Origin of the sequence: Ruminococcus sp. AM43-6 (assembly GCF_003461785.1) — a bacterium.
Taxonomy (GTDB): Bacteria; Bacillota; Clostridia; order Oscillospirales; family Ruminococcaceae; genus Hominimerdicola; species Hominimerdicola aceti.
Genome location: NZ_QTXU01000005.1, coordinates 12,158 through 36,912 on the forward strand (window position 1 = coordinate 12,158; position 24,755 = coordinate 36,912).

The 24,755-nt window shown below is 42.9% G+C and carries 17 protein-coding genes and 1 tRNA gene; 7 read left to right on the forward strand and 11 right to left on the reverse strand.

The window, feature by feature from the left end; genetic code table 11:
• The first annotated feature begins 240 nt into the window (after positions 1-240).
• A complete protein-coding gene (glpK, locus tag DW938_RS04820) occupies positions 241-1,719 on the forward strand; it encodes a glycerol kinase GlpK (protein WP_118124056.1) in 1,479 nt (492 codons plus the stop codon).
• 515 nt (positions 1,720-2,234) lie between these two features.
• On the opposite strand, the gene DW938_RS04825 is transcribed toward glpK, so the two are convergent.
• The 3 genes from DW938_RS04825 to DW938_RS04835 form a co-directional block, all read right to left on the reverse strand.
• Entirely contained in the window at positions 2,235-3,518 is a 1,284-nt protein-coding gene (locus DW938_RS04825; protein WP_118124057.1) for a folylpolyglutamate synthase/dihydrofolate synthase family protein, read from the reverse strand.
• 8 nt (positions 3,519-3,526) lie between these two features.
• A complete protein-coding gene (gene uvrC, locus DW938_RS04830) occupies positions 3,527-5,368 on the reverse strand; it encodes an excinuclease ABC subunit UvrC (protein WP_118059484.1) in 1,842 nt (613 codons plus the stop codon).
• A 67-nt stretch (positions 5,369-5,435) separates the two neighbouring features.
• On the reverse strand, positions 5,436-7,220 hold the full coding sequence (locus tag DW938_RS04835) for a L,D-transpeptidase family protein (RefSeq protein ID WP_242992383.1): 1,785 nt from the start codon (positions 7,218-7,220) through the stop codon (positions 5,436-5,438).
• A 313-nt stretch (positions 7,221-7,533) separates the two neighbouring features.
• On the opposite strand from DW938_RS04835, the gene DW938_RS04840 reads away from it, so the two are divergent.
• Together DW938_RS04840 and DW938_RS04845 are read left to right on the forward strand one after the other, a co-directional pair.
• Positions 7,534-8,604 (forward strand): branched-chain amino acid aminotransferase, encoded by a 1,071-nt coding sequence (locus DW938_RS04840; protein ID WP_117903570.1) that lies wholly within the window; start codon positions 7,534-7,536, stop codon positions 8,602-8,604.
• Positions 8,605-8,669: 65 nt separating this feature from the next.
• On the forward strand, positions 8,670-9,386 hold the full coding sequence (locus tag DW938_RS04845) for an NAD-dependent protein deacylase (protein ID WP_118124058.1): 717 nt from the start codon (positions 8,670-8,672) through the stop codon (positions 9,384-9,386).
• A 109-nt stretch (positions 9,387-9,495) separates the two neighbouring features.
• Here DW938_RS04845 and DW938_RS04850 read toward each other — a convergent pair whose 3' ends face one another.
• The 4 genes from DW938_RS04850 to DW938_RS04865 form a co-directional block, all read right to left on the reverse strand.
• Positions 9,496-11,271 carry an ABC transporter ATP-binding protein gene (locus tag DW938_RS04850; protein ID WP_118124059.1) on the reverse strand — a complete coding sequence of 592 codons (1,776 nt, stop codon included), beginning with the start codon at positions 11,269-11,271 and terminating at the stop codon, positions 9,496-9,498.
• On the reverse strand, positions 11,272-13,035 hold the full coding sequence (locus DW938_RS04855; RefSeq protein ID WP_118124060.1) for an ABC transporter ATP-binding protein: 1,764 nt from the start codon (positions 13,033-13,035) through the stop codon (positions 11,272-11,274).
• Positions 13,036-13,420: 385 nt separating this feature from the next.
• A complete protein-coding gene (locus DW938_RS04860) occupies positions 13,421-14,128 on the reverse strand; it encodes a histidine phosphatase family protein (RefSeq protein ID WP_117891898.1) in 708 nt (235 codons plus the stop codon).
• A 15-nt stretch (positions 14,129-14,143) separates the two neighbouring features.
• A complete protein-coding gene (locus DW938_RS04865) occupies positions 14,144-15,502 on the reverse strand; it encodes an MATE family efflux transporter (RefSeq protein WP_118124061.1) in 1,359 nt (452 codons plus the stop codon).
• A 721-nt stretch (positions 15,503-16,223) separates the two neighbouring features.
• Here DW938_RS04865 and metG point away from each other — a divergent pair.
• Positions 16,224-18,176, forward strand: a complete 1,953-nt coding sequence (metG, locus tag DW938_RS04870; RefSeq protein WP_118124062.1) for a methionine--tRNA ligase — start codon at positions 16,224-16,226, stop codon at positions 18,174-18,176.
• 43 nt (positions 18,177-18,219) lie between these two features.
• Positions 18,220-18,296, forward strand: a tRNA-Arg gene (locus DW938_RS04875).
• A gap of 322 nt (positions 18,297-18,618) precedes the next feature.
• Here DW938_RS04875 and DW938_RS04880 read toward each other — a convergent pair.
• Entirely contained in the window at positions 18,619-19,095 is a 477-nt protein-coding gene (locus DW938_RS04880; protein WP_046441307.1) for a hypothetical protein, read from the reverse strand.
• 317 nt (positions 19,096-19,412) lie between these two features.
• Here DW938_RS04880 and DW938_RS04890 point away from each other — a divergent pair, with 317 nt between their 5' ends.
• Positions 19,413-19,760, forward strand: a complete 348-nt coding sequence (locus tag DW938_RS04890; protein WP_022287876.1) for a helix-turn-helix transcriptional regulator — start codon at positions 19,413-19,415, stop codon at positions 19,758-19,760.
• 3 nt (positions 19,761-19,763) lie between these two features.
• Positions 19,764-20,168, forward strand: coding sequence for an ImmA/IrrE family metallo-endopeptidase (locus DW938_RS04895; RefSeq protein ID WP_022287877.1), 405 nt, complete (start codon positions 19,764-19,766; stop codon positions 20,166-20,168).
• A gap of 197 nt (positions 20,169-20,365) precedes the next feature.
• Here the strand turns inward: DW938_RS04895 and DW938_RS04900 are convergent, their stop codons facing one another.
• The 3 genes from DW938_RS04900 to DW938_RS04910 are packed head-to-tail and all read right to left on the reverse strand — an operon-like array spanning position 20,366 to position 24,727.
• The gene (locus tag DW938_RS04900; RefSeq protein WP_118124063.1) at positions 20,366-22,894 is read right to left on the reverse strand and encodes a hypothetical protein; all 2,529 of its coding nucleotides are present in this window, start codon (positions 22,892-22,894) and stop codon (positions 20,366-20,368) included.
• Positions 22,895-22,905: 11 nt separating this feature from the next.
• Entirely contained in the window at positions 22,906-23,475 is a 570-nt protein-coding gene (locus DW938_RS04905; RefSeq protein ID WP_181984373.1) for an HAD-IA family hydrolase, read from the reverse strand.
• On the reverse strand, positions 23,438-24,727 hold the full coding sequence (locus tag DW938_RS04910) for a hypothetical protein (RefSeq protein WP_242992384.1): 1,290 nt from the start codon (positions 24,725-24,727) through the stop codon (positions 23,438-23,440). Before DW938_RS04910 ends, DW938_RS04905 begins: the two co-directional genes overlap by 38 nt.
• Positions 24,728-24,755 lie beyond the last annotated feature (28 nt).

Here is a 24,755-nt window from a genome sequence, read left to right on the forward strand (position 1 = left end):
GGGACGTCGCATTTCTGCAAAGCAGAAATTGAGCCGCTCCCCTACAGGGTTTGTGAAACGCACCAAATTGTGCGAATAATGCAGATTGTACAGGTGACAAGACGGGACGTCGAGGGCGCCGTCCCCTACATGATAGTGCAATGCGCATTTTTGTACGGAAATAAACAGTGTTAGAAATTTAGATAACAGATTTATAAGGGGTGGGATTTCCGCCCCTTTTTTGCAATAAGGAGAAATTTTATGAAAGAATACATACTCTCTTTAGATCAGGGAACGACTTCCTCCAGAGCGGTGCTTTTTAACGCAAAGGGTGAAAAGGTTGCGAGCGTACAGAAAGAATATCCGCAGATATTCCCCGGCAACGGCTGGGTGGAGCATGACCCTATGGACATACTGGAAAGTCAGCTCAGTTCTGCTCGTGAGGTCATTGCAAAGGCTGGGATAACAGCGGAGGACGTGGCGGCTATCGGCATCGCCAACCAGCGTGAAACGACGATACTTTGGGACAAGAACACCGGCAAGCCCGTTTACAACGCTATCGTTTGGCAATGCAGGAGGACTTCTGAGGACTGCGCACGAATGGAAAGTCAGGGCTTGCAAAAGTTTTTCAAGGACAAGACGGGACTTCTTATTGACCCTTATTTCTCCGCCACAAAGATAAAGTGGATACTTGAAAATGTTGAGGGCGTGAGGGAGCGTGCGGAAAAGGGGGAGATACTTTTCGGCACTGTGGATTGCTGGCTCATATGGAATCTGACAGGGGGAAGGGTACACGTAACGGACTACTCCAATGCTTCCAGGACTATGCTTTTCAACATTCACACCCTTGAATGGGACAGGGAGATACTGGGACTTTTGGGCATACCCAGCTGTATGCTCCCTGAGGTCAAAGAATGTTCTGGTGACTTGGGCGAAACTGAGGAGAACATTTTCGGAAGCAGGATAAAGATCGCAGGCTGTGCAGGAGATCAGCAGGCGGCACTTTTTGGGCAATGCTGTTTCCGTGAGGGCGATGTGAAAAACACCTATGGCACGGGCGGTTTTCTGCTTATGAACACAGGTGAAAAGCCTGTGGAAAGCCGTCACGGACTGCTCACGACTATTGCCTGGGGCATAGGCGGAAAGGTGAATTATGCTCTGGAGGGGTCGGTATTCGTATCGGGTGCGGCGGTAAAATGGCTTCGTGACGAGCTTTGCATAATACGCACAGCGGCAGAAACTGAGGAGCTTGCAAGAAGCGTTGAGGACACGGGCGGTGTATACTTTGTGCCTGCATTCGTGGGACTTGGCGCACCATACTGGAAACCTGAGGTAAGGGGCATGATAACAGGGCTTACAAGAGGAACAAACAGATGCCACATAGTCAGGGCAACATTGGAAGCTATGTGCTATCAGACCTATGACGTTCTCAGGGCGATGGAGGAGGACGCCGGGGCAATAGGCAGCATAAAGGCTGACGGTGGTGCGGCAAGCAACGATTTTCTTATGGAATTTCAGGCTGATATATTGGGTCATTCGGTCATAAGACCTTATAACGTGGAATCCACCGCAACAGGTGCGGCATATCTTGCAGGGCTTGGCTGTGGTCTTTGGGGAAGCATGGAAGAGCTTGTTGGCATTTCGGATAAGTTCAGGGAGTTTATTCCGTCTATGAGCGAGAGCAAACGCAGTGATCTGATAGGTGGTTGGAAGAAAGCGGTTCAAGCGGCTATTGAATAATAAATCAGAAAAAGAATAGAAGAAACCGAGCGAAGCGAGAGATAAAGCGCACGGTCAAGCCCGGCGCCAGAGGGCTTGTGGGGTCAAGGGGCAAAGCCCCTGCGGAGCTTGAGGCAGAGCCTCAATAGGCGTAAGCCTACAAGCGGTGCAGAAAAAGACTTAAAAGCATAACAAAGTAAAAGAAACAACAAAGCGGTGTCGGAGAAAAAATCTCTGCACCGCTTTTTTTCTATCCCATTAAACAAAGTGAATTCCGCAAAGAGCGACAGCGATTTTGCGGCACAACAAACTGTTCCGAAAATAATTTGGCATCAAAGATATAACAAACACAGATTTACACCTCCGAACGGGACGTCGCCTTTCTGCAAAGCAGAAATTGAGCCGCTCCCCTACAGGTGTGGCGGGAAAGTTTTACAGTTGGTGAACAGTGTTCGCCCATACACGATTTGTGCGGATATCGCAAGTTTGTGAGGCAAAAAAATCGGGCGACCTGAGGTCGCCCATACTGATGTACGTTAATCATCTTTCATTTCATTAAGCACCTGGGCACATAGGAAAAGCGAACCGCATATAAGATTCACTCCGTGAGGATTCTCGTTTATTAGCTGACGTGCCATTTCAAGGGCAGGCTTTGGGCTTTGCTCTGCCCTGCCGCCTGCGTTGGTTATGATGTCGGCAAGGTCAGAGGCAGTTTCGGCTCTGTCGCTGAAACCGTCAACTGTGTAGAATTTGTCTACATACGGTATAATTTTCTTTACCGCCTCGGTGATGTTTTTATCCCTGCACATTCCCATAACAGCGTAACATGGATGTTTTTCACAATGCTCCAATACGCCTGCCAAGGCTGACAGACCGTCGGGATTGTGTGCGCCGTCCAGTATCAAGAGCGGCTCACGGCTTAGTATCTGTACTCTGCCTTGGAGCTGGGCTTTTTTGATGCCCTCAAAAATTTTATCCTGGGGAATTTTCAGGGTATCGTTTATAAGGCGTATGCCGCTTATGACGCTCATGGCGTTCAACACCTGATGTGCGCCGCCCATTGTGACTTCATAGGACTGTCCTTTGAACTCAAACTTTGAGCCGAAAACGTCACAGCTTATAAGTTTGAGCTGATTGATGTCGGGGATAACCAGCTGAGAAAGATTTTTTACTGCCTGCTCTCTGACGGTGCGGATAACTTTCATATCATTGCCTGCGCTCAAAACGCAAGGGCAGTGGGGTTTTATAATGCCTGCTTTCTGATAGGCTATTTTCTCCAAGGTGTCACCTAAAATGGCGGTGTGGTCGAAATCAACTGAGCCTATAACTGTGAGGACAGGGGTTTTTATAACGTTGGTGCTGTCTAAAAGTCCCCCAAGACCTGTTTCAAGGACGACTATGTCGCAGTTTTCCTCGGCAAAATAGAGGAAAGCTATGGCGGTGGTTATTTCAAACTGAGAGAAATTCTCACGGTCGCAGTGCATATCAGTGACGGCTTTCACACGCTTTGCCATTTTCGCAAGGGCAGACTTTGGTATATCAATGCCGTTTATTTTTATCCTGTCGGTATAGCTTATTATATAAGGCGAGGTGAAAAGACCTGTTTTTAGTCCTGCGCACTGAAAGACCTCGCTGAACATCTGTGCCATTGAGCCTTTGCCGTTGGTGCCGGCGATATGGACGAATTTAAGGCTGTCCTGCGGATCGCCAAGGTCGGAAAGCAAGGCTTTTATTCTGGACAGGTCTTTCACGGGCTTGCCTGAATGGGAAAAGCTGTTTATAAATTCAAGCTCGTCTATGTCTTTGGTATTTTCTATCAATTCTATCCCTACATTTCGTCTATTATTTCTTTAAGCTCTCTTGCGGTGTCTATATTCACACCTGCGGTCTTTGCAAGCTCCTCTACTGTGGCTTTTTTGAGAGCTTCTTTGGTCTTATACTCGGTTATTAGCTTGGCGGCTTTTTTATCGCCTATGCCTTTGACTTTGGTTATTTCAAGTCGGTGGGCATTCTTTTTATGCTTCTGTGCCTGATAGGTTATGGCTACTCTGTGCACCTCGTCCTGAATGGCGGTAACAAGATTGAACGCCGCTCTGCACTTTGCAAGGCTTATTTCTCCGCCCCCTGTGGCAACTGCTCGTGTGCGGTGCTTGGAGTCTTTCACAAGTCCGAACAATGGGCAGGTCACACCCATTCGCTCTAAGACAGGCTCAACGGCATTGACGTGGCCGTTTCCACCGTCGAGCAAGATAAGGTCGGGCATAATGGAAAAGCCCTCGTCTGTTTTCTCAAAGTAGTTTCTAAAACGACGTTCTATGACCTCCTGCATACAGGCATAGTCGTTTTGCTCTGCAACTGTTTTGATAGAAAACTTTTTATAATACTTCTTGCATGGTCTGCCGTTTTCAAAGACCACCATGCCTGCTACCATATTTGTAGAGGCGAGATTTGAGATATCGTAGCACTCGATATATTTCGGGGTCTTGGGAAGTCCCAGCGCTTTGGCAAGCTCCTCAAGGGCGGTTATCTCACGGCTCGTTCTGCCGACTTTTATGGAGAGATACTCGGTGGCATTGCTTTTGGCAAGGGTGGTAAGGCGGAGAAACTGTCCTCTTTTCGGAGTGGAGATATTAACGGCATGGTCATACTTCTGGCGGAGAAATTTCTCTATTATCTCGCCGTTTGTGATATCCTCGTCAAGAAGGATATCTTTTGGTATGCTGTCTTTGGAGGAATAATACTGCATGAGAAAATCTTCACGCATTTTTACGCTGTCGTCTTTTTCTCCAAGGAAATAGGAAGCCTTATCAAAAAGTCTGCCCCCACGATACATTATGACGCTGGCACAAGCCATTTCGCCATTTTGAGCAATGGCGATTATATCAGTGTCACGAATATCGTCATTAATTATCTTCTGACTTTCAGCGGCTTTTTGTATGGCTTGGATACGGTCACGAAGCTTTGCGGCAAGCTCAAAGTCAAGCTCCTCAGCGGCTTTGTTCATTTCATCGGTGAGTCTTTCAACTGAATCTGACGAGCCGTTTCGGATATAGTCCACCGCCTGACGGACAATAGAATTATACTCCTCTTTGGAGAATTTTCCTGTGCAAACGCCCATACACTGCTTTATGTGCATATTAAGGCAGGGACGCTGTTTTCTGAAATCCTGCGGAAATTTTCGGGTGCAGGTAGGGAGCATAAAGACTTTATTGGCTTCGATAACGGCTTGCTTGACTGCGAATGAACTTGTATAAGGTCCTATATACTCTGCACCGTCATCGTATTTTTGCAATACGGCTTGCAAACGTGGGTAATCCTCATTTGTGACCCTGATATAGCTATAGCCCTTATCGTCTTTCAGCAGGATATTATACTTTGGGGTATACTGCTTTATAAGAGAACACTCCAGCACCAGGGCTTCAAACTCAGAGTCAGTGACGATAAAGTCATAGTCATAGACGTGGGACACCATTTTCCACACCTTTGGCAGATGATCCTGACCCTTCCTGAAATAAGATGTCACACGGTTGCGGAGATTTTTCGCCTTGCCGATATATATTATCTTTTTCATTTTGTCTTTCATTATATAACAGCCCGGTGAGGTGGTGAGCTTTGAAGTTTTATCACGCAGAAATGGCAGGCGTGGGTTGTCTTCATCTGTAATATACATAAATTCTCCTAACTGAAACTAAAAGCAAAGGCAATACGAGTTGTCCGTATTGCCTTGCTATTATCTCTTACCAATACATAAATACAGGAGTACCCATATCTATTTTTTCATAAACGTATTTTGCTTTATCTAAAGGCATATTTATACAGCCGTGTGAGCCCCATGTGCTTGACTTATAACGCTCACCGCCGAAGTTACCGTTCTGCCATGACGCGTCGTGAAGTCCTATGCCGATAGTGGAAACGTTGTTCCAATAGTCAACATAGGAAGCGTAAGACTGTCCGTCTGCTGATCCTCTGAGGGTCTTGCCCTTTTCCTTATACCAAAGCTTATAAACACCGCCAGGGGTATTTCTTGATTTGCTTGGGTAGCCTGAAACTATATCAGACTCCATTGTGAGCTTGCCGTCTTTATAATACCACAAATGCTGTGCGGTAAGGTCTACCTCGATATAAGTGTTGCCGTAATCCTTATCGGCTGTACGCCAATCCTTATTGCAGGTATACTCATAGGCTGAGTCAGGGTTTACATAGTAGACAGGCTCTGTTTCGGCAGACTCGCCCTTTTCAACAAGGTCCACGATAAGGTCGCAGGTCTTTTGCTGGTCTATCCACCAGCCGTAACAGCCCTGACCCTCGGAGATAGTGATAGTTCCACGCTTTGTGGTCTTGAACTCTCTGTCCTTGCCAAAGGTATCATACTTATCTGCAAGGTCTTCAACATATGCCATTGCCTTATCTTCATCAACTGTATAGCCTGCTTCGGCGTTATCCTCGTCAAAGGTTATCCAATCCATGATAGTATCACCCGTGAGAGTTTCGGTGGTGTAGATAAAATCGAATGTTATTTCGATATCATTAAGGTTATTGAGCTTCTGGCAGGTCTCTTCAAGCATATCCGCTGTTATGGCAGGCTTTTTATAGCAATCTGCCTTTGAGATATCAACGTCAAAACTACCGTCGTCAATCTGATTTTCCACATAGGAATAAAGTTCGTCTATCTTACCCTCCTCCACAGCGTCGCCCGTGGTCTCTTTCACAACAACATAGCTGTTGTCGTCGCCTTTTTTGATATAGGCGTCCTCAGGATCTTTTGTGCTTTGGGAGTCAAGCACCTTTCTTTTCAGCACCTTTTCAAGCTTAGCCTTATCGTACTTGAACTTAGATTCAAAAGTGAAATCCGTACGCTTCATGGCAGAAGAGAACCATGAATAGTGGTTTTGCTGAGTATAATACTGTGTGATAAGGTTTTGAGTATTATCGTTATAGCCTATTTCAGACAGCTTTATGGAAAATGTTGTGCCGTCTTTCTTTGTAACGGTGATGGCTTTTGGGATAACAGCCTGCTCGCTTACGAGCTTATAGGCTTCCGCCTTGGTCTTTCCGCTGACCTCGATGCCGTTTATATATGTATTTCCAAGAAATCTATCCTTATACGAATTCATGCCCCACAGATAGAAGCCACCTGCGGCGACTATCATAACACCAACAACTGAGCATATTGCTATTGCGACAGTCTTTCCTGACGAGGACTTCTTTTTCTTCTTTTTTCCATTCTTTGAAGTCTGCTTTGATGCAGGCTTTGCATTTTTACTGCGTGTTTCAGTTGTTTTGGGCTTTTTAGGCTTGATAGTTTCCTCGCCAAAGTCTGAAACTCCTCTTACGGGAGTGATAGGCTCGTCAAAGCCGCCGTCCTGCATTGCCATATTTTTAGCGATCATTCTTGCCATATCCTCATGGCTCATAGGGCGGTTCTGCGCCTGCGGCTTTGCCGCTTCATCGCTGTCGAGGGTAAGACCTTTCATATCAAGATCTATACCAAGCTCATTTTCCTTTCTTTCTTTATCGTTCATAATATTACCTTTCCTTATATAACCTTATTATAATATACTCGTTTCACATTTATTTTACCCTATTATACAACACTATCACCTTTTTTTCAAGGAGTATTTCCTACAATATAAAGACAATTTTATGACAATTTCTCAACAGTTTTCATACAGTTGTATAAAAATGCAGTTTTCAAAATGTTATCCTGCATATTTTTCCTGTGGCAATGAATTTTTTTTGCAAAACCTCTTGAAAAAGATCACAATAAGTATTATAATATATGTGGTAAAGGTTCGCTTGGCGAGCCGATCATTAATTTAAGAAAGAAGGATCTGTATGTTAGACATCAAGATCGAACGTACCACTACTCCAAAGGAAAAACCGGCTGACGAGACAAAGCTTGGTTTCGGTCACATTTTTACTGACCATATGTTTGTTATGAATTATGACGCAGGTCAGGGCTGGCATGACGCTAGGATCGTGCCTTACGGCGACCTTTCACTCTCCCCTGCTGCTATGTGCCTGCACTACGGTCAGGAGATATTTGAGGGCCTTAAGGCTTATCGTACTGCTGACGGCTCTGTTCAGCTTTTCAGACCGCAGGAGAACTTCAAGAGAATGAACAACTCTGCTGAGAGAATGGTAATTCCTAAAATAAACGAAGAGGATATGCTCTACGCTCTGAAAACTCTTGTTAAAATGGAGCAGGACTGGGTACCTCACACTGAGGGTGCTTCCCTTTACATCAGACCATTTATCATCGCTGTTGACCCATATGTAGGTGTTAAGCCTGCTGACCACTATCTGTTCATCATTATTCTTTCACCTTCAGGCGCTTACTATTCAACCGGTCTTAACCCTGTTAAGATCTATGTTGAGAACAAGTATGTAAGAGCCGTAAGAGGCGGTACAGGCTTTGCTAAGACAGCCGCTAACTACGCTATCTCGCTTGCAGGTCAGGAAGAAGCTCACGAGCAGGATTACGAGCAGGTACTTTGGCTTGATGGTGTTGAGAGAAAGTATGTTGAGGAAGTTGGCTCAATGAACATCTTCTTCGTTATTGACGGCGAAGTTGTTACACCACAGCTTCTTGGCTCTGTTCTCCCTGGTATCACAAGAAAGTCTGCTCTTGAGATATGCAAGAAGAAGGGCTACAAAGTAAGCGAGAGAAAGATCTCTATTGAGGAGATCGCTGAGGCTTACGACAACGGCAAGCTTGACGAGGTATTCGGCACAGGTACTGCTGCTGTTATCTCACCTGTTGGTCATCTTAAGTGGGGCGACAAGGTAATGGAGATAAACAACAACAAGATCGGCCCTGTTTCACAGATGCTTTATGATACAATGACAGGCATTCAGTGGGGCAAGATACCAGACGAGTTTGGCTGGATCGTTAAGATCGACTAATATCGTGAATAATCAATGCGGTCTGTGCTTCGGTATAGACCGCATTTTTCATAGGAGTGATAAAAATGGAGCTGCAGCAGATAATAGACAAGTCACACAGGATAGTATTTTTCGGAGGAGCAGGGGTATCAACAGAGAGCGGCATACCTGATTTTCGTTCCGTGGACGGACTTTACAATCAGAAATATGATTATCCCCCTGAGCAGATACTCAGCCACACGTTTTTCATGAGGCACACAAAGGCGTTTTATGATTTTTACCGTGACAAAATGCTTTGTTTGACGGCAAAGCCTAACAAGGCGCATTACAAGCTGGCGGAAATGGAGAGGGCAGGCATACTTTCTTCAGTTATCACGCAGAATATTGACGGACTTCACACGGCGGCAGGAAGCAAAAAGGTGCTGGAGCTTCACGGAAGCGTACACCGCAACTACTGCATGGACTGCGGAAAATTCTACACTGCGGAGGATATTTTAAACAGCACAGGCATTCCGAAATGCACCTGCGGCGGAATAATCAAGCCTGATGTTGTGCTTTATGAGGAGGGGCTTGATGATAAAACTGTGACGGAGGCGGTGAGAGAGATATCTCAGTGCGACACTCTTATTATTGCAGGCACTTCTCTGACAGTTTATCCTGCGGCAGGAATGGTGAGATATTTTCAAGGGGATAATCTTGTGCTGATAAATCGGGACAAGACTTCCATGGACGGCTCCTGCGACCTTGTTATCCACGACAAGGTAGGGAAAACGTTGGATAAGATAGTGATAAAGCAAAGATAAACAACGTGATAACAGGGTGAAATAACAAACGGGCGAACGCTGTTCGCCCCTACAGATGTGGATAGCCACATTTGCAGGGTGCAGTGTCCGCCCGTGTTTTTATGCTATTTTATTCGTCCATATGCTGTGCGGTATAAAGCTTGTAATATTCGCCTTTCTTTGCGATAAGCTGGTCATGAGTGCCGCACTCGGCAATGCCTTTGTTGTCGATATACATTATCTTATCGCAGTTTTTGATAGTGGAAAGTCTATGTGCGATAATAAATGATGTTCTGCCAACAAGAAGTCTTTGAAGTCCCTGCTGAAGGAGCTTTTCTGTACGTGCGTCTATTGATGAAGTTGCTTCGTCAAGGACAAGTATTTTCGGGTCGGAGAGGAGCGTTCTTGCAAAGGAGATAAGCTGTTTCTGACCGCCTGAGAGCTTTGAGCCACGCTCGTTGACCTCGGTCATATAGCCGTCTTTCATTTCGCTTATGAACTCGTCTGCGCAGACTATCTTTGCGGCTTCTCTTATTTCTTCTTCCGTTGCGTCAAGTCTGCCGTAACGGATATTATCGTAAATAGTGCCGCTGAAAATAAAGCTGTCCTGAAGCATTATGCCCATTTGTGAGCGGAGAGAATGCAAGGTCGCCTGACTTATATCCTTGCCGTCTATGGTTATTTTACCGCTGTCCAGGTCATAAAATCTTGACAGGAGAGAAACTACTGTAGATTTTCCTGCGCCTGTTGGTCCAACGAGGGCAACGCTTTCGCCCGGCTTAACGTCAAAGGAGATATGCTCCAAAACTGTTTTGCCCTGCTCATAGCTGAATGTAACGTCATCAAATTTTACCTCGCCTGTGATATCACCGATATCCTGAGCGTTCGGCTTGTCTGCGATAGTGGCAGGCTCGTCAAGGGTTTCAAAGATACGCTCAAGGTAGGCGATATTGTTGATGAAGTTATTGAAGATGTTTGACAGGTTCATGATAGGCTGCCAGAAGCTTGAAGCATAGCTTGTCATGGCAACGATAGTTCCAAGGCTCACTGCCGCAGGGGTCAGAACCAGCAGACCCACCACGAATATTGCGGCTCTCACAAGGGTAGAAACGTTGTCGGTAGCAGGCCAAACAAGGTGAGAATATTTCACGGCGTTTATCCAGCTTTTACGATATTTCTCGGAAAGTCTATCGAATATCTCAGCGTTTTCTTCCTCACGGGTAAATATCTGGGTCACTCTTGCGCCTGTGATGTTTTCCTGCAAATAGGCGTTAAGGTTTGAGGATTTGTTTGAAACGTCCTGCCATGCTTTACGCTGTCTTTTCTTTATCATCATCATTATGACTGCAAATATCGGCAGACCCGAAAGCACCACCAATGACAGCTTCACATTCACAAAGAACATGAATATCATGATGAAAAGCATATTAAGACATTCGAGTATAACATTTATGATACCGTTTGAGAGCATATCCGACACGGAGTTTACATAGTTTACAACTCTTATAAGAATTTTGCCGTGTGGGCGGTTATCGTAATACTCAAATGGAAGTTCCTGCAAATGCTTGAAAAGGTCGGTACGGATATCGAAGATTATATCCTGACCAACAACTGTCATTATCCTTGAACGGATAGTGGAGAATGTTATTGACACGGCTATAGTGCCGACAAATGCGAGGGTGAGCAGGACGAGCTGTCCCATATTTTTCTGCGGTATGGTATTATCAAGAGCGTACTGTGTGATGAGCGGTCCGAGAAGTCCTGATATTGCGGCGAACACGCTCAGCATAAGGGCGGTTATCATTTTGCCCTTATATTTTTTGATATACACAAAGGAGCGTTTCAGGTGGGCGAAGTCGAATGGGGTCTCAAGGACTTCGTCAACGTCATAACGGTTTCTTGCCATTTAGACCGCCTCCTTTCCGAAGCCATCGTTCTGCAGCTTGAACACCTCGTAATAGTATCCCTTTTTGGCGATAAGCTCATCATGAGTACCCATTTCGGTTATCTTGCCGTCATCGAGGATTATTATCATATCAGCGTCTTTGGTGGAGGAGATACGCTGGGCTATTATTATCTTTGTACATGGGAAATCGAGGTTTCTAAGGCTGTCCTGAATATACTTTTCTGTTTCCATATCCACGGCGGAGGTGGTATCGTCAAGGATAAGAATAGCAGGCTTTATGGCTAAGGCTCTTGCAAGGGAAAGTCTTTGCTTTTGTCCGCCTGAAAGACCTACGCCACGCTCGCCCACGATAGTTTCATAGCCGTCAGGCATTTTCTCAACGAATTCGTTTGCCGCCGCAAGCTTTGCATAGTGCTTAACGTCCTCTTCGGACATATCAGAGTCGCCGTATGCGATATTGCCGTCTATGGTATCAGAGAAAAGCAGGACGTCCTGCGTTGCCATTCCTATTTGTGAGCGGAGCTGTGAGAGCTTACGCTTTCTTACATTCACACCGTCCACAAGGACTTCTCCTGAGTTGGTATCATAAAATCTTGGTATGAGATTTATAAGCGAGGTCTTGCCTGAACCTGTTTCGCCCATTATGGCAACTGTCTGACCTGCTTTTATCTTAAAGTTCACGTCGTCAAGAACTATATGCTTGCCAAACTTAAAGGTAACGTCCTTGAACTCGACATCTCCGTGAAGCCTTTCTGTCTGGTCAACTGCGTCTTCACGGTCGGTGATGATAGGTCTTGCATAGTATATCTCGATGACCTTCATTGCGGAAGCCATGAACCTTTGCATATCGTTCACATAGATACCAAGGTTTCTAACAGGGTTTGCGATGCCCCAGATAAGTCCTGAGATAGCAACATACTCGCCCATTGTTATTTCCCCTTTTATAAGGAAAAATCCACCGCCAAGGAGCATTATAACTGACAAGGCGTTTGCGAAAGCTTCCATATAAGGGAAGAATTTAAGCCACAGCAGTGACGCTTTTTTGTTGGCGTCAGAATATTCTTTATTGGCTTTTTGGAACTTTTCTATCTCATAGTCCTCACGGGCGAAGGCTTTTACAACTCTGTTGCCTGAGATGTTCTCCTGAGCGTCTGTATTCATTTTAGACAGCTTCTCACGAAGGTCAACGTAGATCGGCTTTGCCTTTTTATCAAGAAGCACCACCACGCCGAATATGAACGGTGTAACAGCCAGCAGAAGAAGTGCCATTTTCCAGCTTACCATAAAGAAATACACTGACGAAGCTATAAACAGCGAACATGATTCAAGCATACCTTTAAAAACGAATGCCACTGCATGGCGCACCATATCAAGGTCGCCTGTGAGTCTTGTCATAAGGTCGCCTGTGCGGTTGCGGTCATAAAACTCCATATCCTGATTTTCGATACGTCTGAAAAGGTGTGTCCTTATTCTGTATATCATGCCCTGAGATGATAATTCATAGGTCATGTTGCAGGTGTACTGACAGATAGTTCTAAGCAGGGTAAAGCCCACCATGCCTGCAAGCAGTAGCCAGAACAGCTTTCTTTCATGCTCAAGGTTAAAAAGTGCGTCCTTGCTTGAAAGAAACTTATCCACAAGCTCTTTGCTGAAATAAGGTGTGGTAAGATACAAGGCGTTGCATACGATAGACAGCACAAGGGCTGTTACATAGAATTTTCGGTAGCCTTTCAGGTTGTGCCATATCCATTGAAGCTGGAACATATTCTTTCACTCTCCTTTTATTCTTCTAAACTTCATGCTCTCATAGGCACATATATAAAAATATGAAACCCATACTCTTTTTAAACTATGGGATATTATAAGCCCTTTTGAAAGTAAAGTCAAGGGGGTAAAAGCATTTAGTTTACATAAAGTAAGCTAAAAAATCAACGAAAACGCGAAGCTTTTGTTGTGCTTTTTCACAAATTATGAATATGTTGTTATCTAATGATAGTCATATTTAGAAGAAAACGTTTTCTTTAACTATTATATTATATTAAACTAAGGTTTCGCACAATAAAATAACCGCCCTGAAATAACAGAGCGGTTAGAGGATATTTTTGTATGCAATAATATGTGAGCGAAAAAGTCACCCTTACGGGTTTATTTAATCCTGAAAAACGTCGGTGAAGTAGCCTGCGTTGGAGATAGGCTCGTTGCCGCCTGCAAGGTGCTTTGTACAGCCCATGACGTGGCATCTGAAAAAGCCATAGTCGCCCTCACGCTCTTCACAGCCGAGGACCGTAACGGAGGTAGGCTGCATATTGAAGCCATGCCACATATTCATGGTGGAGATGCCAAGAATATGTCCTATTATCACCATTGATACGGCGAAGTGACAGAAGAACACAAGGGTTTCATCGCTGTGCTTCTCGATGCGGAACATACCGTTCTCGTGGATATAACCATGGTCGGCAAGGAGCTTATCAATGCCCTCATGCACCCATTTAAGCTGTTCTTCAACATTGCCTGTCTGCATATAGTCGGACTTGAACCAATTATTTCGGTCATAGTATATCTCTTTATCCGCCCACTCGGTGGGGTACATATCCCATGGGATACGATGTCCTCCGTCAGAGGTGGGTATTATGCCGTTAAATTCTCTCAGCCATGGGAGAGTTTCCGCTGTATCCCCACGAAGCTTCAGGGAATATTCCGCTGTGAGCTGCGCTCTGCCAAGGGGAGAAACATAGAACTTTGAAACGTCCCAATTCTTTACACGCTGTGCAAGAAGCTCTGCTTCACGCTTGCCCTTTTCTGTAAGAGTATCATGAACGTAATCGGGGTCGCCGTGTCTGATAAAAATAAGCCGCATAAAAATACCTCCTATTTAATCTGCCATTGGTTTTATTTCAGCGTTGTAGGCTCTTCTAAGGAAGAACAGCGACGCCATGATCGAGAATATTTCGGCTATCGGGAACGCCCACCAGATAGCGTCAAGCTTGCCTGTAAGGGAAAGAAGATACGCCACAGGAAGAAGCACAACAAGCTGTCTTGTAAATGAAACGAGCATAGAGGAAAGTCCCTTGCCAAGAGCCTGCAATGATGAGATTATGATTATATCAAAGCCTGCAAAGAAGAAGTGTGTGCTGATTATACGCAGGGCTGTTACGCCTATGCTTAGCATATTATCGCTTGCGTCAAAGAGTTTCAGAAGCTGTGCAGGAAAAATCTGCATTATGATAGTTCCGACTATCATGATAGACACAGAATATATCATGGCGTATTTTATTGCACCTGTGATACGCTTTTTCTTTCTTGCGCCATAATTATAGGCAACGATAGGGATAAGACCGTTATTAAGTCCGAAAACAGGCATGAAAACGAAGCTCTGAAGCTTGAAATACACACCGAAAACTGCGGCGGCGGTGTTTGAGAAGCCGATAAGTATTTTATTCATGCCGTAGGTCATGATAGAAGAGATAGACTGCATTATGATGGACGGCAGACCAACAGCGTAGATCTTCTTGATTATTTTCGCCTGCGGTCTATACTTCACAAGGTTTATGGTTATCTCTTTGTTGAACTTCATATTAAAGAAAAGTCCGAAGGCTGCAGCGGTGAACTGACCGATACAGGTAGCCACAGCCGCACCTGTTACGCCCCACTTAGGGAAGAAGCCCACGCCAAAGATAAAGCAAGGGTCGAGGATAATATTTATCACTGCGCCTATTCCCTGAGTATACATTGAATAGATAGTTTTACCTGTTGCCTGCAAAAGCTTTTCCATAGTCATCTGACAGAAAAGACCGATACTTAGCAGGCTGATGACGGTTAGGTACTGGTCGCCATATTCGATAATTATTTTGCTTGAGGTTTGTGAGCGATAGAAGATCTCAGTGAAAAATGCACCGAAAACCACGAAGATAGCGAAGTTCACAAGGCAGAGGAAAATGCCGTTATTGGCGGCGCTGTTAGCCTGCTTGAAATTCTTTTCACCAAGTGATTTTGACAGCAGTGCGTTGATACCGACACCAGTGCCTGCACCGAGGGCTATCATAAGATTTTGCACAGGGAAAGCCAGTGACACGGCAGTGAGTGCGTCCTCGCTTATTTTAGCAACGAATATGCTGTCGACGATATTATAGAGCGCCTGCACGAGCATGGATATCATGATCGGCAGGGACATTTTGAACAGCAGATCGCCTATGGGCTGCGTTCCCATTTTATTTTCTCTTACTTCTTCCATTTTACGATTCCCACCTTAGAGTTACTTTTTCTTAGAATTTATACTTTAACCTTTTTATTATAGCATTTTTATACGAAAGTTGTATGAATTATTTGTTAAATCAGCACAAATCGGGTGGTGTCCTCTATGGTTCAGAATTTATGCAAGTTCTGAGCACGGGCGAACGATGTTCGCCCCTACCGATGTTTGTGAGGTTATCAAGGGTTGTGAGATAAACAATAATGCGAAATGTCAAGGGGGGGTGGGCTGTCGAGGGCGCCAGCCCCTACATTTGATTGCTATGGTTTGTTATGCCGCAAAATCGCTACGCTCTTTGCGGATTTACATTTGCTCAGGGCGAGGGTGGGCGGTGCAGATTTTGTGCTCCGATATTACATTTATAATAGTACATACTTTCTTTTGCTTTTTTTCACTTAATCTGCACCTTGTCGGCTTACGCCGAATGAGGCTCTGCCTCAAACTCCGCAAGGGACTCTGTCCCTTGACCCTGCAAGCCCTCTAACGCCGGGCTTGAGCCTGCGTTTTATCTCTCGCTACGCTCGGTGCTGTTTTTTTTACTTTATGCTTGTTCTTTTCTTTGGTCAGCTTTGCTCATTCCTCACTCCTCACTCCTCATTCCTCACTCCTCACTTAAATCGCTTTACCGCTTGACGAAACCACTGTAAAGTAGTATAATATAAGAAATGCTGCTTATGCAAATTCTTTTACGGAGGTCCTTTATATGGAGAAAAAACCGTTTTATATCACTACCCCGATATATTACCCTTCCGGTAATCCTCATATCGGTCACTGCTACACCACTGTTGCCTGCGATTCTATTGCCAGATACAGACGTATGCAGGGCTATGATGTCATGTTCCTCACAGGCACTGACGAGCATGGTCTGAAAATCGAACAGAAGGCTGCTGAAAAGGGTGTTACACCTAAGGAATATGTTGATGAGGTAGTCAAGACTTTCAAAAAGCTTTGGAGCTACATGAACATCAGCTATGACAGATACATCAGAACTACTGACGATTATCACATTGAAACTGTTCAGAAGATCTTCAAGGCTCTTTATGACAAGGGCTATATTTACAAGGGCGAATACAAGGGCAAATACTGCACACCTTGCGAGAGCTTCTGGACTGAGTCACAGCTTGACGAGAACGGCTGTTGTCCTGAGTGTCACAGAGAGGTAACAGAGGCTAAGGAGGAGGCTTACTTCTTCAAGATGTCGCCATTTGCTGAGAGGATAGAGAAGCTTCTCACTGAGACAGATTATCTCCAGCCAAAGACAAGAGCCACTGAGCTTGTAAACAACTTTATCAAGCCCGGTCTTGAGGATCTTTGTGTATCGAGAACCACTTTCAAGTGGGGTATTCCTGTTACATTTGATGACAAGCACGTTGTTTACGTTTGGATAGACGCACTTTCTAACTATATTTCTGCTCTTGGTTTCTGGAACGAGCAGTACAATGATTTTGACAAGTTCTGGCCTGCTGACGTTCACATGGTAGCAAAGGATATCATGAGATTCCACGCTATCATTTGGCCTGCAATGCTTATGGCACTTGATCTTCCACTGCCTAAGCATCTTGCTGTACATGGCTGGATAACATTCAACGGACAGAAGATGTCCAAGTCTTTGGGCAACGTTGTTGACCCGTTTATTCTTGGCGAGAGATATGGTGCTGACGCTATCAGATACCACATTCTCCGTGAAATGGCTTTGGGTGCAGACAGCTCATTCTCAAATGAGATAATGATAAACAGAATAAACTCTGACCTTGCAAATGGTCTTGGCAATCTTGTTTCAAGAACTGTAGCTATGGCTGACAAATATTTTGGCGGCACGCTTCCTGCTGACAGAGAGGCCGGCGATTTTGACGCTGAGCTTATTGCTGAGGCTGAGGGACTTGTTGCAAAGGTAGACGAGTTCATGGACAAGACTCAGATAAACAATGCTTTGGCTGAGATATTCAAGGTAGTATCCAGGGCTAACAAGTACATTGACGAGACAGCTCCATGGGTACTTGGCAAGGACGAGAGCAAAAAGGCAAGACTGGCGACAGTTCTTTACAATCTGCTTGAAACTATCAGGATAGTATCAACGCTTCTCAGCAACTTTATGCCTACAACAATGCCAAAGGTATGGGAGCAGATAGGTGCGGCTGAGAGCGATATCACATACGAGAACGCCGGCAAGTTTGGTGTACTTCCTGCTGACGTTACAGTTCACAGGGGTGAGATCATCTTCCCAAGAATTGACGTTGACAAGGAGATAGAGGAGCTTAACAAGATAATAGGCAGCAATGCAAAGCCTGAGGAAAAGGCTGACGATGGATTTGAGCCTGCGCCTATAGCTGACGAGATAACCATAGATGATTTTGCAAAGGTAGATCTGAGAGTTGCTCTTGTTAAGGACTGCGAGAAGGTAAAGAAGTCCAAGAAGCTTCTTTGCTTACAGCTTGACGATGGTTTTGGCGGCAGGCAGGTAGTATCGGGCATTGCGGCATGGTACAAGCCTGAAGATCTTATTGGCAAGAAGGTAGTTATTGTAGCCAATCTGAAGCCTGTGAAGCTTTGCGGAGTTGAGTCAAACGGCATGATATGTGCGGCTGACACACCTGACGGTGCGGCAAGCGTTATTTTCCCGGATCAGGACTTGCCATGCGGAGCTAAGCTTAGATAAAAAATTTATAAAAAAACAAGGAGCGGATTTCCGCTCCTTATATGCGTCTGTAGCTCAGTTGGATAGAGCGCAAGACTCCGACTCTTGAGGTCGCAGGTTCGATTCCTGTCAGGCGCACCAACAGGGGCGAGCCCCTGTACCATATCCGCTATCATTTATGGTAGCGGATCTTTTTATTTCCGCCCATAGGCGTAATACGCTGGGAGAGTTATATGTTCGCCGTGGCGGGCGATTTACGCCCAACTTTCTTTTAAATCTTACGACTACGCCGCTTGGTGTAGTTAATTGTTATTTTTACTTTGTAGGTGCTTGCACCTGCACCAAATCCGCTATCATTTATGGTAGCGGATTTTTTTATTTCCGCCCATAGGCGTAATATGCTGGGAGAGCTATATGTTCGCCGTGGCGGGCATTTAAACCTTACCTTGTGTAAGGCGTTTTATTAATTGCATATTTCATTCAGGCACTTTGTCACTCGCCTGCGCAGTTCTTCTCCTCCAAAGGGAAAGCCGAACTCTGCGGCGGAGCTTCCCCACTCAGGTGGGTGCTTCTTTGAGCCGTCAAAATAGCGGCTTTTCACCACGCCACGATAGCGTTTTGGCATTTTTGCCGCAAGCTCCTCACATTCTCTCAAGCGAAGCTGCACCTTTGCAAGGTCAAGCCACAAGTCAGTAAGTTTTTTCCCTCTGTGGGCTACCCTGCCGCAATGCTCCCCCACTGCGGCAAGCTGTGAGGACATTTCGCAGATATCTTCTTTAAGCTTCCACTCCTGCCACCTTAGTTTGCGATACTGTGAAAGCTTTCGCAGTGCGGCTGTATTAACTCTGCTTCCACCGCTTCTGAAATTATATCGACTCGCTGAGGGTGCAAGCCTTTTTATGGAATTTACCTCTACGGAATAATCTATATTATCGTACATTTTTCTCCTTTCGCCTTTTTGTACAGACATTTGGACAGTTAGTATGATATACTGTAAATAAAATAAAGCAATGACATTTCAGATAACCGTTTTCTGCATATCTCTCGGGGCGGAGATGTCAAAAAGTGGGCGGTTTATCCTCTTGACTTTTACAGAGAAATGTATTATAATTATATCAAAGCCAGATTTTATGCAGATATCTGTACTAACGATACATACAGTATACTACAGGTTTCTGCAAAAGTCAATAGCTATCAGCAAATTTGATACAGACTTCTGTATCTTTTGTGAAATGCTCACAATTGGAGGAAGAAAATATGACTGAAATGTACAAAAGGATAAAAGAGCTATGCGAGGAGAACAATATGACGGTATCGCAGATGTGCAAGGAGCTGTCTATAACGAGGAGCTGTTTATCTGAGCTGAGCAAAGGCAGGACGGAACGACTTTCCGCAGAGAATTCTACAAAGATAGCGAACAGATTTGGAGTGAGCGTACAATATCTTATATCTGGCAGGGAAGAAGATTTTGACACGAAGCTGAAATATGCATTATTCAACGGCACGCTTGGAGTGACGGACGAAATGTTTGACGAGGTCAAGCAGTATGCAGAAATGGTCATGCTCAGAGAGGAAGCAAAGCGCAGAAAGGCTGGTGAAAAGTGAGAGATGACGAACATACAGGAATTGTATGATATTTGCAGTAGAGAGAACATAACTATAGATTTTATTGATTGTCCAAAGTGCGGGGCGATATCGCTTTTTGGCGCAGGTGGCTGTGCGATCGGCATAGACAGCCAGACGCCTGCAAGGCTTTTGAAGGAGCGCACTGCTCACGAGATAGGTCACTGCGTAAAGGGTGCGTTTTACAACAGATACGCCACGGCAGACAACATCTCACAGCATGAATACCGTGCAGACAAATGGGCGATAGAAAATCTGATACCGAAAAGCGAGCTTATCAAAGCCATAAAGAAAAATCTGGACAGCATTTATCTGCTTGCACAGCATTTTGATGTGAGCGAGGATTTTATGATAAAGGCTTGCAGGTATTATGGGGTTTATTTTGGGTAGAAAAATGTATATACCGCCCACAGAACCGCAACTGCACTGACTTAAAACCGCACTTTAACGGTTACAAAACCGCGCTCTTGCCACTATTGAACCGCACAATATATCCACGAACTTGTCGCTGACTGCCCACGGGAAGTCAGCAACAAGTTGTGGCAAAACGTCTGTGCAGTTGTGACAGTCGAAGCGATATATACAAATCAAGTGCTAATTGTCTTGGTCCTTTTATCCAAAAACAAATAAATGGTTGCTGCCGATGTAATTATTGTTGTGAATATGGCAATGAGCACTGTTATATCCATTTCCTTGTTTTCATAGCTTAATTGCACTGTATAATTACCCTTAGGGATAACTGCTGAAATATAGCCATCCGAGGTTTCTGACAGTTCAGCATCTCCTACTGATCTTCCGTCTTGATATAATGTCAATTTGTAATTATCAACGTAGGTCATTGATACAACTATCTCGGTATCCTTAGCAAAGTCAGTATCAAAATTTAGCGTATCCAAATCTGCTTTTATCGGAATTTCAATATTATCCCCATAGGAACAGATAGGAGAGACTCCGTCTATTTCTATAAGCTCCATACCACGCGTCCAATCACGCACAGTTGATATCGTCAATTTAGGGCATTTTTCAATTACTTGGGTGAATGCTTCAATAGCTTTCGGACTATTTTTATCGACCAGAACATATTTTACTCCGTTTGATATCATCTGATCTTCAAACTTATTTATCCATTCGGGGTCTTTCATATATTGCAGATAACTTAATGGTGATGCTACCATATTGCACATCATACCCTCTGTGGATATATCCTTCATTATTGCATTGCTCTGATCAAAGCCTTTTTTGGAAAATATATTATCATAACCATTTAAGGAAAACAAGCCATACTCGGTGCAAATATTTTTTGTAAAGCCATAAAAACATATCTTAGAACTATATTCAACAGGATTATTAGAATACGTCATATTATCTTTATAGATCTTTCCTATCGTGAGAAATCTATAATTATTGTCTATATGGTTTTCATCAAGCATGATTTCAACTTCTGACTTAATGTTATTATAATCCCAATAATCATAGTGCTTATTGTTAATGTATACATGATTGCCAGAGAGCATGAAATAGAGTACAATAACGAATGAAGAAACGGAGCTTATTATTGAAGCAATTATAGCTGTTTTATAATATTTTTTTATGCCGTCCAGCTTATACGCCCCCGTCACTATTATGAGCGGCACATAAATAAACGAACATTTATACAGAAATCGAAATTCACGGATAAAAGGTAGGTGACTTAATATATCAGCAATGCCATGCCCACTTCCCTCTGCCATTATAACAAAGAACGCCGCCGCAAAAAGGAAACAGTGCATAAGTTTCTCAGACTCGTTATATTCATTTTGACATTTTCCTTTTATAAAGAAGTAAATATAGTATACTATGACAGCAAGATATAATACAATATCTAGCTTTAGTACAAGAAACAGCAGAATTAAAAACAGCACACAGCCTGTTCTTAATTTATGCGAAGTCAGGTAATGGGTATCAGATTTTTGGTCACGAACCAACAAACACACAACACTGACTGCAGTTAGAACAACAAGCACGGCATCTGCTATTGGCGAGTAATGATATTGCTCAAACAAATAATATACAACTATTCTTAAAGCTGCAAAGTAAAGCAACCCATACAACATCATTTTTGGCTTCTTGCCTATTTGTTCGTGTGACGCCAACTTATTAATGGCTAAATGTATGCCGTATTCTGTCTTTTCGTGCAGCTTTTTTAAGATCGGTGTAGCATACATCAAACAAAACCAAGCAAAAAAGCCCAAACCAATATAGTTCATATAATAATCACGCTTTACTATTTTATCATTAAATAGAACTATATAAATAGGTTTAAAAACGCTTGAAATAGATATGTCCTGCGAGAAGAAATCATTGTTGCCATAGCCAGAAAGTATCAGACTTCTGTCGCCTGAAACTTTCATAGAACCGATTATGATTCCGCATGACAACCCTGTAAATATTACCAAGTTGATTAGTAACGGAACTAATTCTTTTAACTTTTTCTTTTGGACAGAAGCGACCACTTGAAAAATACAGTATACCATTACATAATAACAGCTGAATTGAACATGGCCCATTAACAGGGAAAAAGCTAAAACTATGCCAGGAATAAAATAGCGGGTCCTTTTGGAGTTGCTCTGAATAAATGTCCACATTAAAAACGGCATAAAGAAATAATTATTGAAAGTAAAATAATAAAAGCTATGCAGAAAAAAAATTATACTTGTTGAATATGTAAGTATGGCTATTATTATCGTACTACGCTTTAAATTTAATAACCTCAGTATCTTATACATCATAAGATTACCAAGCATATACATAATTATTTCATAAACAATTAGCGTTTCAAGAAAACCGTTTAAAAGATAATGGCTTATGGCATAGGAAACATACATAAAGGGATTCAACAAGCCATAATAACCGCTGCTGAAAATGTTTATGCCTTTATACTGATAAAAATTCCAATATGGTATGCCCTTACCGCTGAAAATATTATCAAATGCTTTATTTATAACAGGTCCCCACTGAAGAATATTATCATCAACATAAAGGGAACTTCTATTCTTTGACAAAATAACAGCAAAGAACAATATTGAATACAGCACTATTACAAGCACAGGTATCAAATTTCTGGTTTTATTTTTCATTGTGTCACCCTTCAAAAGCGTACTATTTTATATACCGCAGTTTCTGTATTAAGAGCAGCTTGCAAACCAACGTCAGAATCTTCAAATATAATGCTTTCGTCAGGCGTGCAATGAAAATACTTCATGGCATAAAGATACCCGTCAGGAAAAGGTTTTGTCTTATCTGTCATTTCCTGTGTGACCACCAGATCAAAAAAATCATCATAATCGAAAAACTTCAAAAGCGCTGAAGTATTGCTTCTTGACGCGGTTGTTATTATTGCGATCTTTATACCATTTGTCTTAAATAGTTCAGCTATCTTCAGAAGTGAAAAATTAGGACGTATAAAAGAGAAAAAGCTCTTATAATTATCACTTTTCCGTTTATGTATCAATTCTATATTATCTTTATCCTCCACTCCTAAAAGAGGCAAAAAAGTCTTATAGTTTTTTCCCATACAATGCTCGTAAAAAAAGTTCTCACTTATATCGCAGAAACCGCTGCAGGCTTCTTTATAGGAAAGATAATTTGCCTTGTTCGTATCAAAAAGCGTACCATCTAGGTCAAACATTGCAAGCTTTAATTCCGATCCTTTTGTCAATATTATCAAACTCCTCAAAAATATCATTTACGACCATTACAAGACCTGCATAAAACATTGCTGCACGATCACTGTCATTATTTATTTTATACGGCATCAATCTTAGCCAATGCACTATCTCGTGAAAATATATGCTTTTGACTCTCTTGGCATCAAACGTGTCTTTTAGATACTTATCAAGCCTTTTATACAATACGTCATACGATGTAGTTCTTGTTATCTTAAACGATATCTCATTTTTATTAACTTTGACCTTTGCAGTGTGCATAAAGAACTCATAATTTCCATGAAGCGATTGCAGAAGCTTTGAATAGTCAAGGTTAGGCGACGAATGGATATTTCCGCCATTTGGATCAATAAGATAATACCCTTTGGGATAATTAATATTGCACACAATATTTTCTACTGTCAAATCTCCATGGATATCTGAATAATAGTCATTTTCAAATATTTCTTTCCAAAACTCAAAGGAGTATAATTTGTCAAGAAACATTGTCAGATTATCATATGTTTCACCGTTGATGACAACCTTTTCATAGTTTGTCAATTCGCTCAAAACGTGTGCATTCATTATTTTATCTATGTTGGACCTGATCTTTTTATCATAATACTGCTTTATTGTATCAGCGTCAGCCTTGCAACTATATTTCTTAGAATAATTGCTTTCAAGATCGCTGACTACGCTCTCCATTATTCTCCAAGAACTCTCCAAAGGCATAGAATGTATGTAATCAAACAAACCTATAGAATCACCAAGATACGGCATATCATAGTAACAAACATTATTTTTCTGATACGCATCTAGGATCTCAGTAACATACAGCTGATCTTTATTATTTTGAAGCCACTTTACCTGTTCAAATAATTTTTCACCGTCACTGCCAAAGGCATACTTCCGATACACCATTCTTCCGCTTTTTATACATTGCAAAGTTGTTGCATTTGAACCTGCTGAACAGTTTCTCAATATAATTACATCTTTATTTATTTCAAGAAACCGGTCAATATAATTTTTATCACGGATATCTGAGAAATATATTTTCAAAAAGTCAAGAATACTGTTTTCATTTGTATATGGTATAATAAGCTCTTCTTTATTCTCAGAGCTTTTATTTTTGAATTTTTGAAAGAATGCAACCACTATGATCGACACACAGGTGAGAAAATTAAACAGCAAAAAGATAAAATAATAGTGAGAAAAGCCGTGACGTATATAATCAACAAACGGAGAATAGGAATCTATGCTGAACATATTATTGAACACTTCTACAAAAGACGTG

Coding starts and splice junctions, on each gene's coding strand:
- glpK (WP_118124056.1), top strand. CDS start 241: ATGAAAGAATACATACTCTCTTTAGATCAGGGAACGACTTCCTCCAGA.
- uvrC (WP_118059484.1), bottom strand. CDS start 5,368: ATGTATATTACAGATGAAGACAACCCACGCCTGCCATTTCTGCGTGAT.
- DW938_RS04835 (WP_242992383.1), bottom strand. CDS start 7,220: ATGAACGATAAAGAAAGAAAGGAAAATGAGCTTGGTATAGATCTTGAT.
- DW938_RS04840 (WP_117903570.1), top strand. CDS start 7,534: ATGTTAGACATCAAGATCGAACGTACCACTACTCCAAAGGAAAAACCG.
- DW938_RS04845 (WP_118124058.1), top strand. CDS start 8,670: ATGGAGCTGCAGCAGATAATAGACAAGTCACACAGGATAGTATTTTTC.
- DW938_RS04850 (WP_118124059.1), bottom strand. CDS start 11,271: ATGGCAAGAAACCGTTATGACGTTGACGAAGTCCTTGAGACCCCATTC.
- DW938_RS04855 (WP_118124060.1), bottom strand. CDS start 13,035: ATGTTCCAGCTTCAATGGATATGGCACAACCTGAAAGGCTACCGAAAA.
- DW938_RS04860 (WP_117891898.1), bottom strand. CDS start 14,128: ATGCGGCTTATTTTTATCAGACACGGCGACCCCGATTACGTTCATGAT.
- DW938_RS04865 (WP_118124061.1), bottom strand. CDS start 15,502: ATGGAAGAAGTAAGAGAAAATAAAATGGGAACGCAGCCCATAGGCGAT.
- metG (WP_118124062.1), top strand. CDS start 16,224: ATGGAGAAAAAACCGTTTTATATCACTACCCCGATATATTACCCTTCC.
- DW938_RS04880 (WP_046441307.1), bottom strand. CDS start 19,095: ATGTACGATAATATAGATTATTCCGTAGAGGTAAATTCCATAAAAAGG.
- DW938_RS04890 (WP_022287876.1), top strand. CDS start 19,413: ATGACTGAAATGTACAAAAGGATAAAAGAGCTATGCGAGGAGAACAAT.
- DW938_RS04895 (WP_022287877.1), top strand. CDS start 19,764: ATGACGAACATACAGGAATTGTATGATATTTGCAGTAGAGAGAACATA.
- DW938_RS04900 (WP_118124063.1), bottom strand. CDS start 22,894: ATGAAAAATAAAACCAGAAATTTGATACCTGTGCTTGTAATAGTGCTG.
- DW938_RS04910 (WP_242992384.1), bottom strand. CDS start 24,727: ATGTTCAGCATAGATTCCTATTCTCCGTTTGTTGATTATATACGTCAC.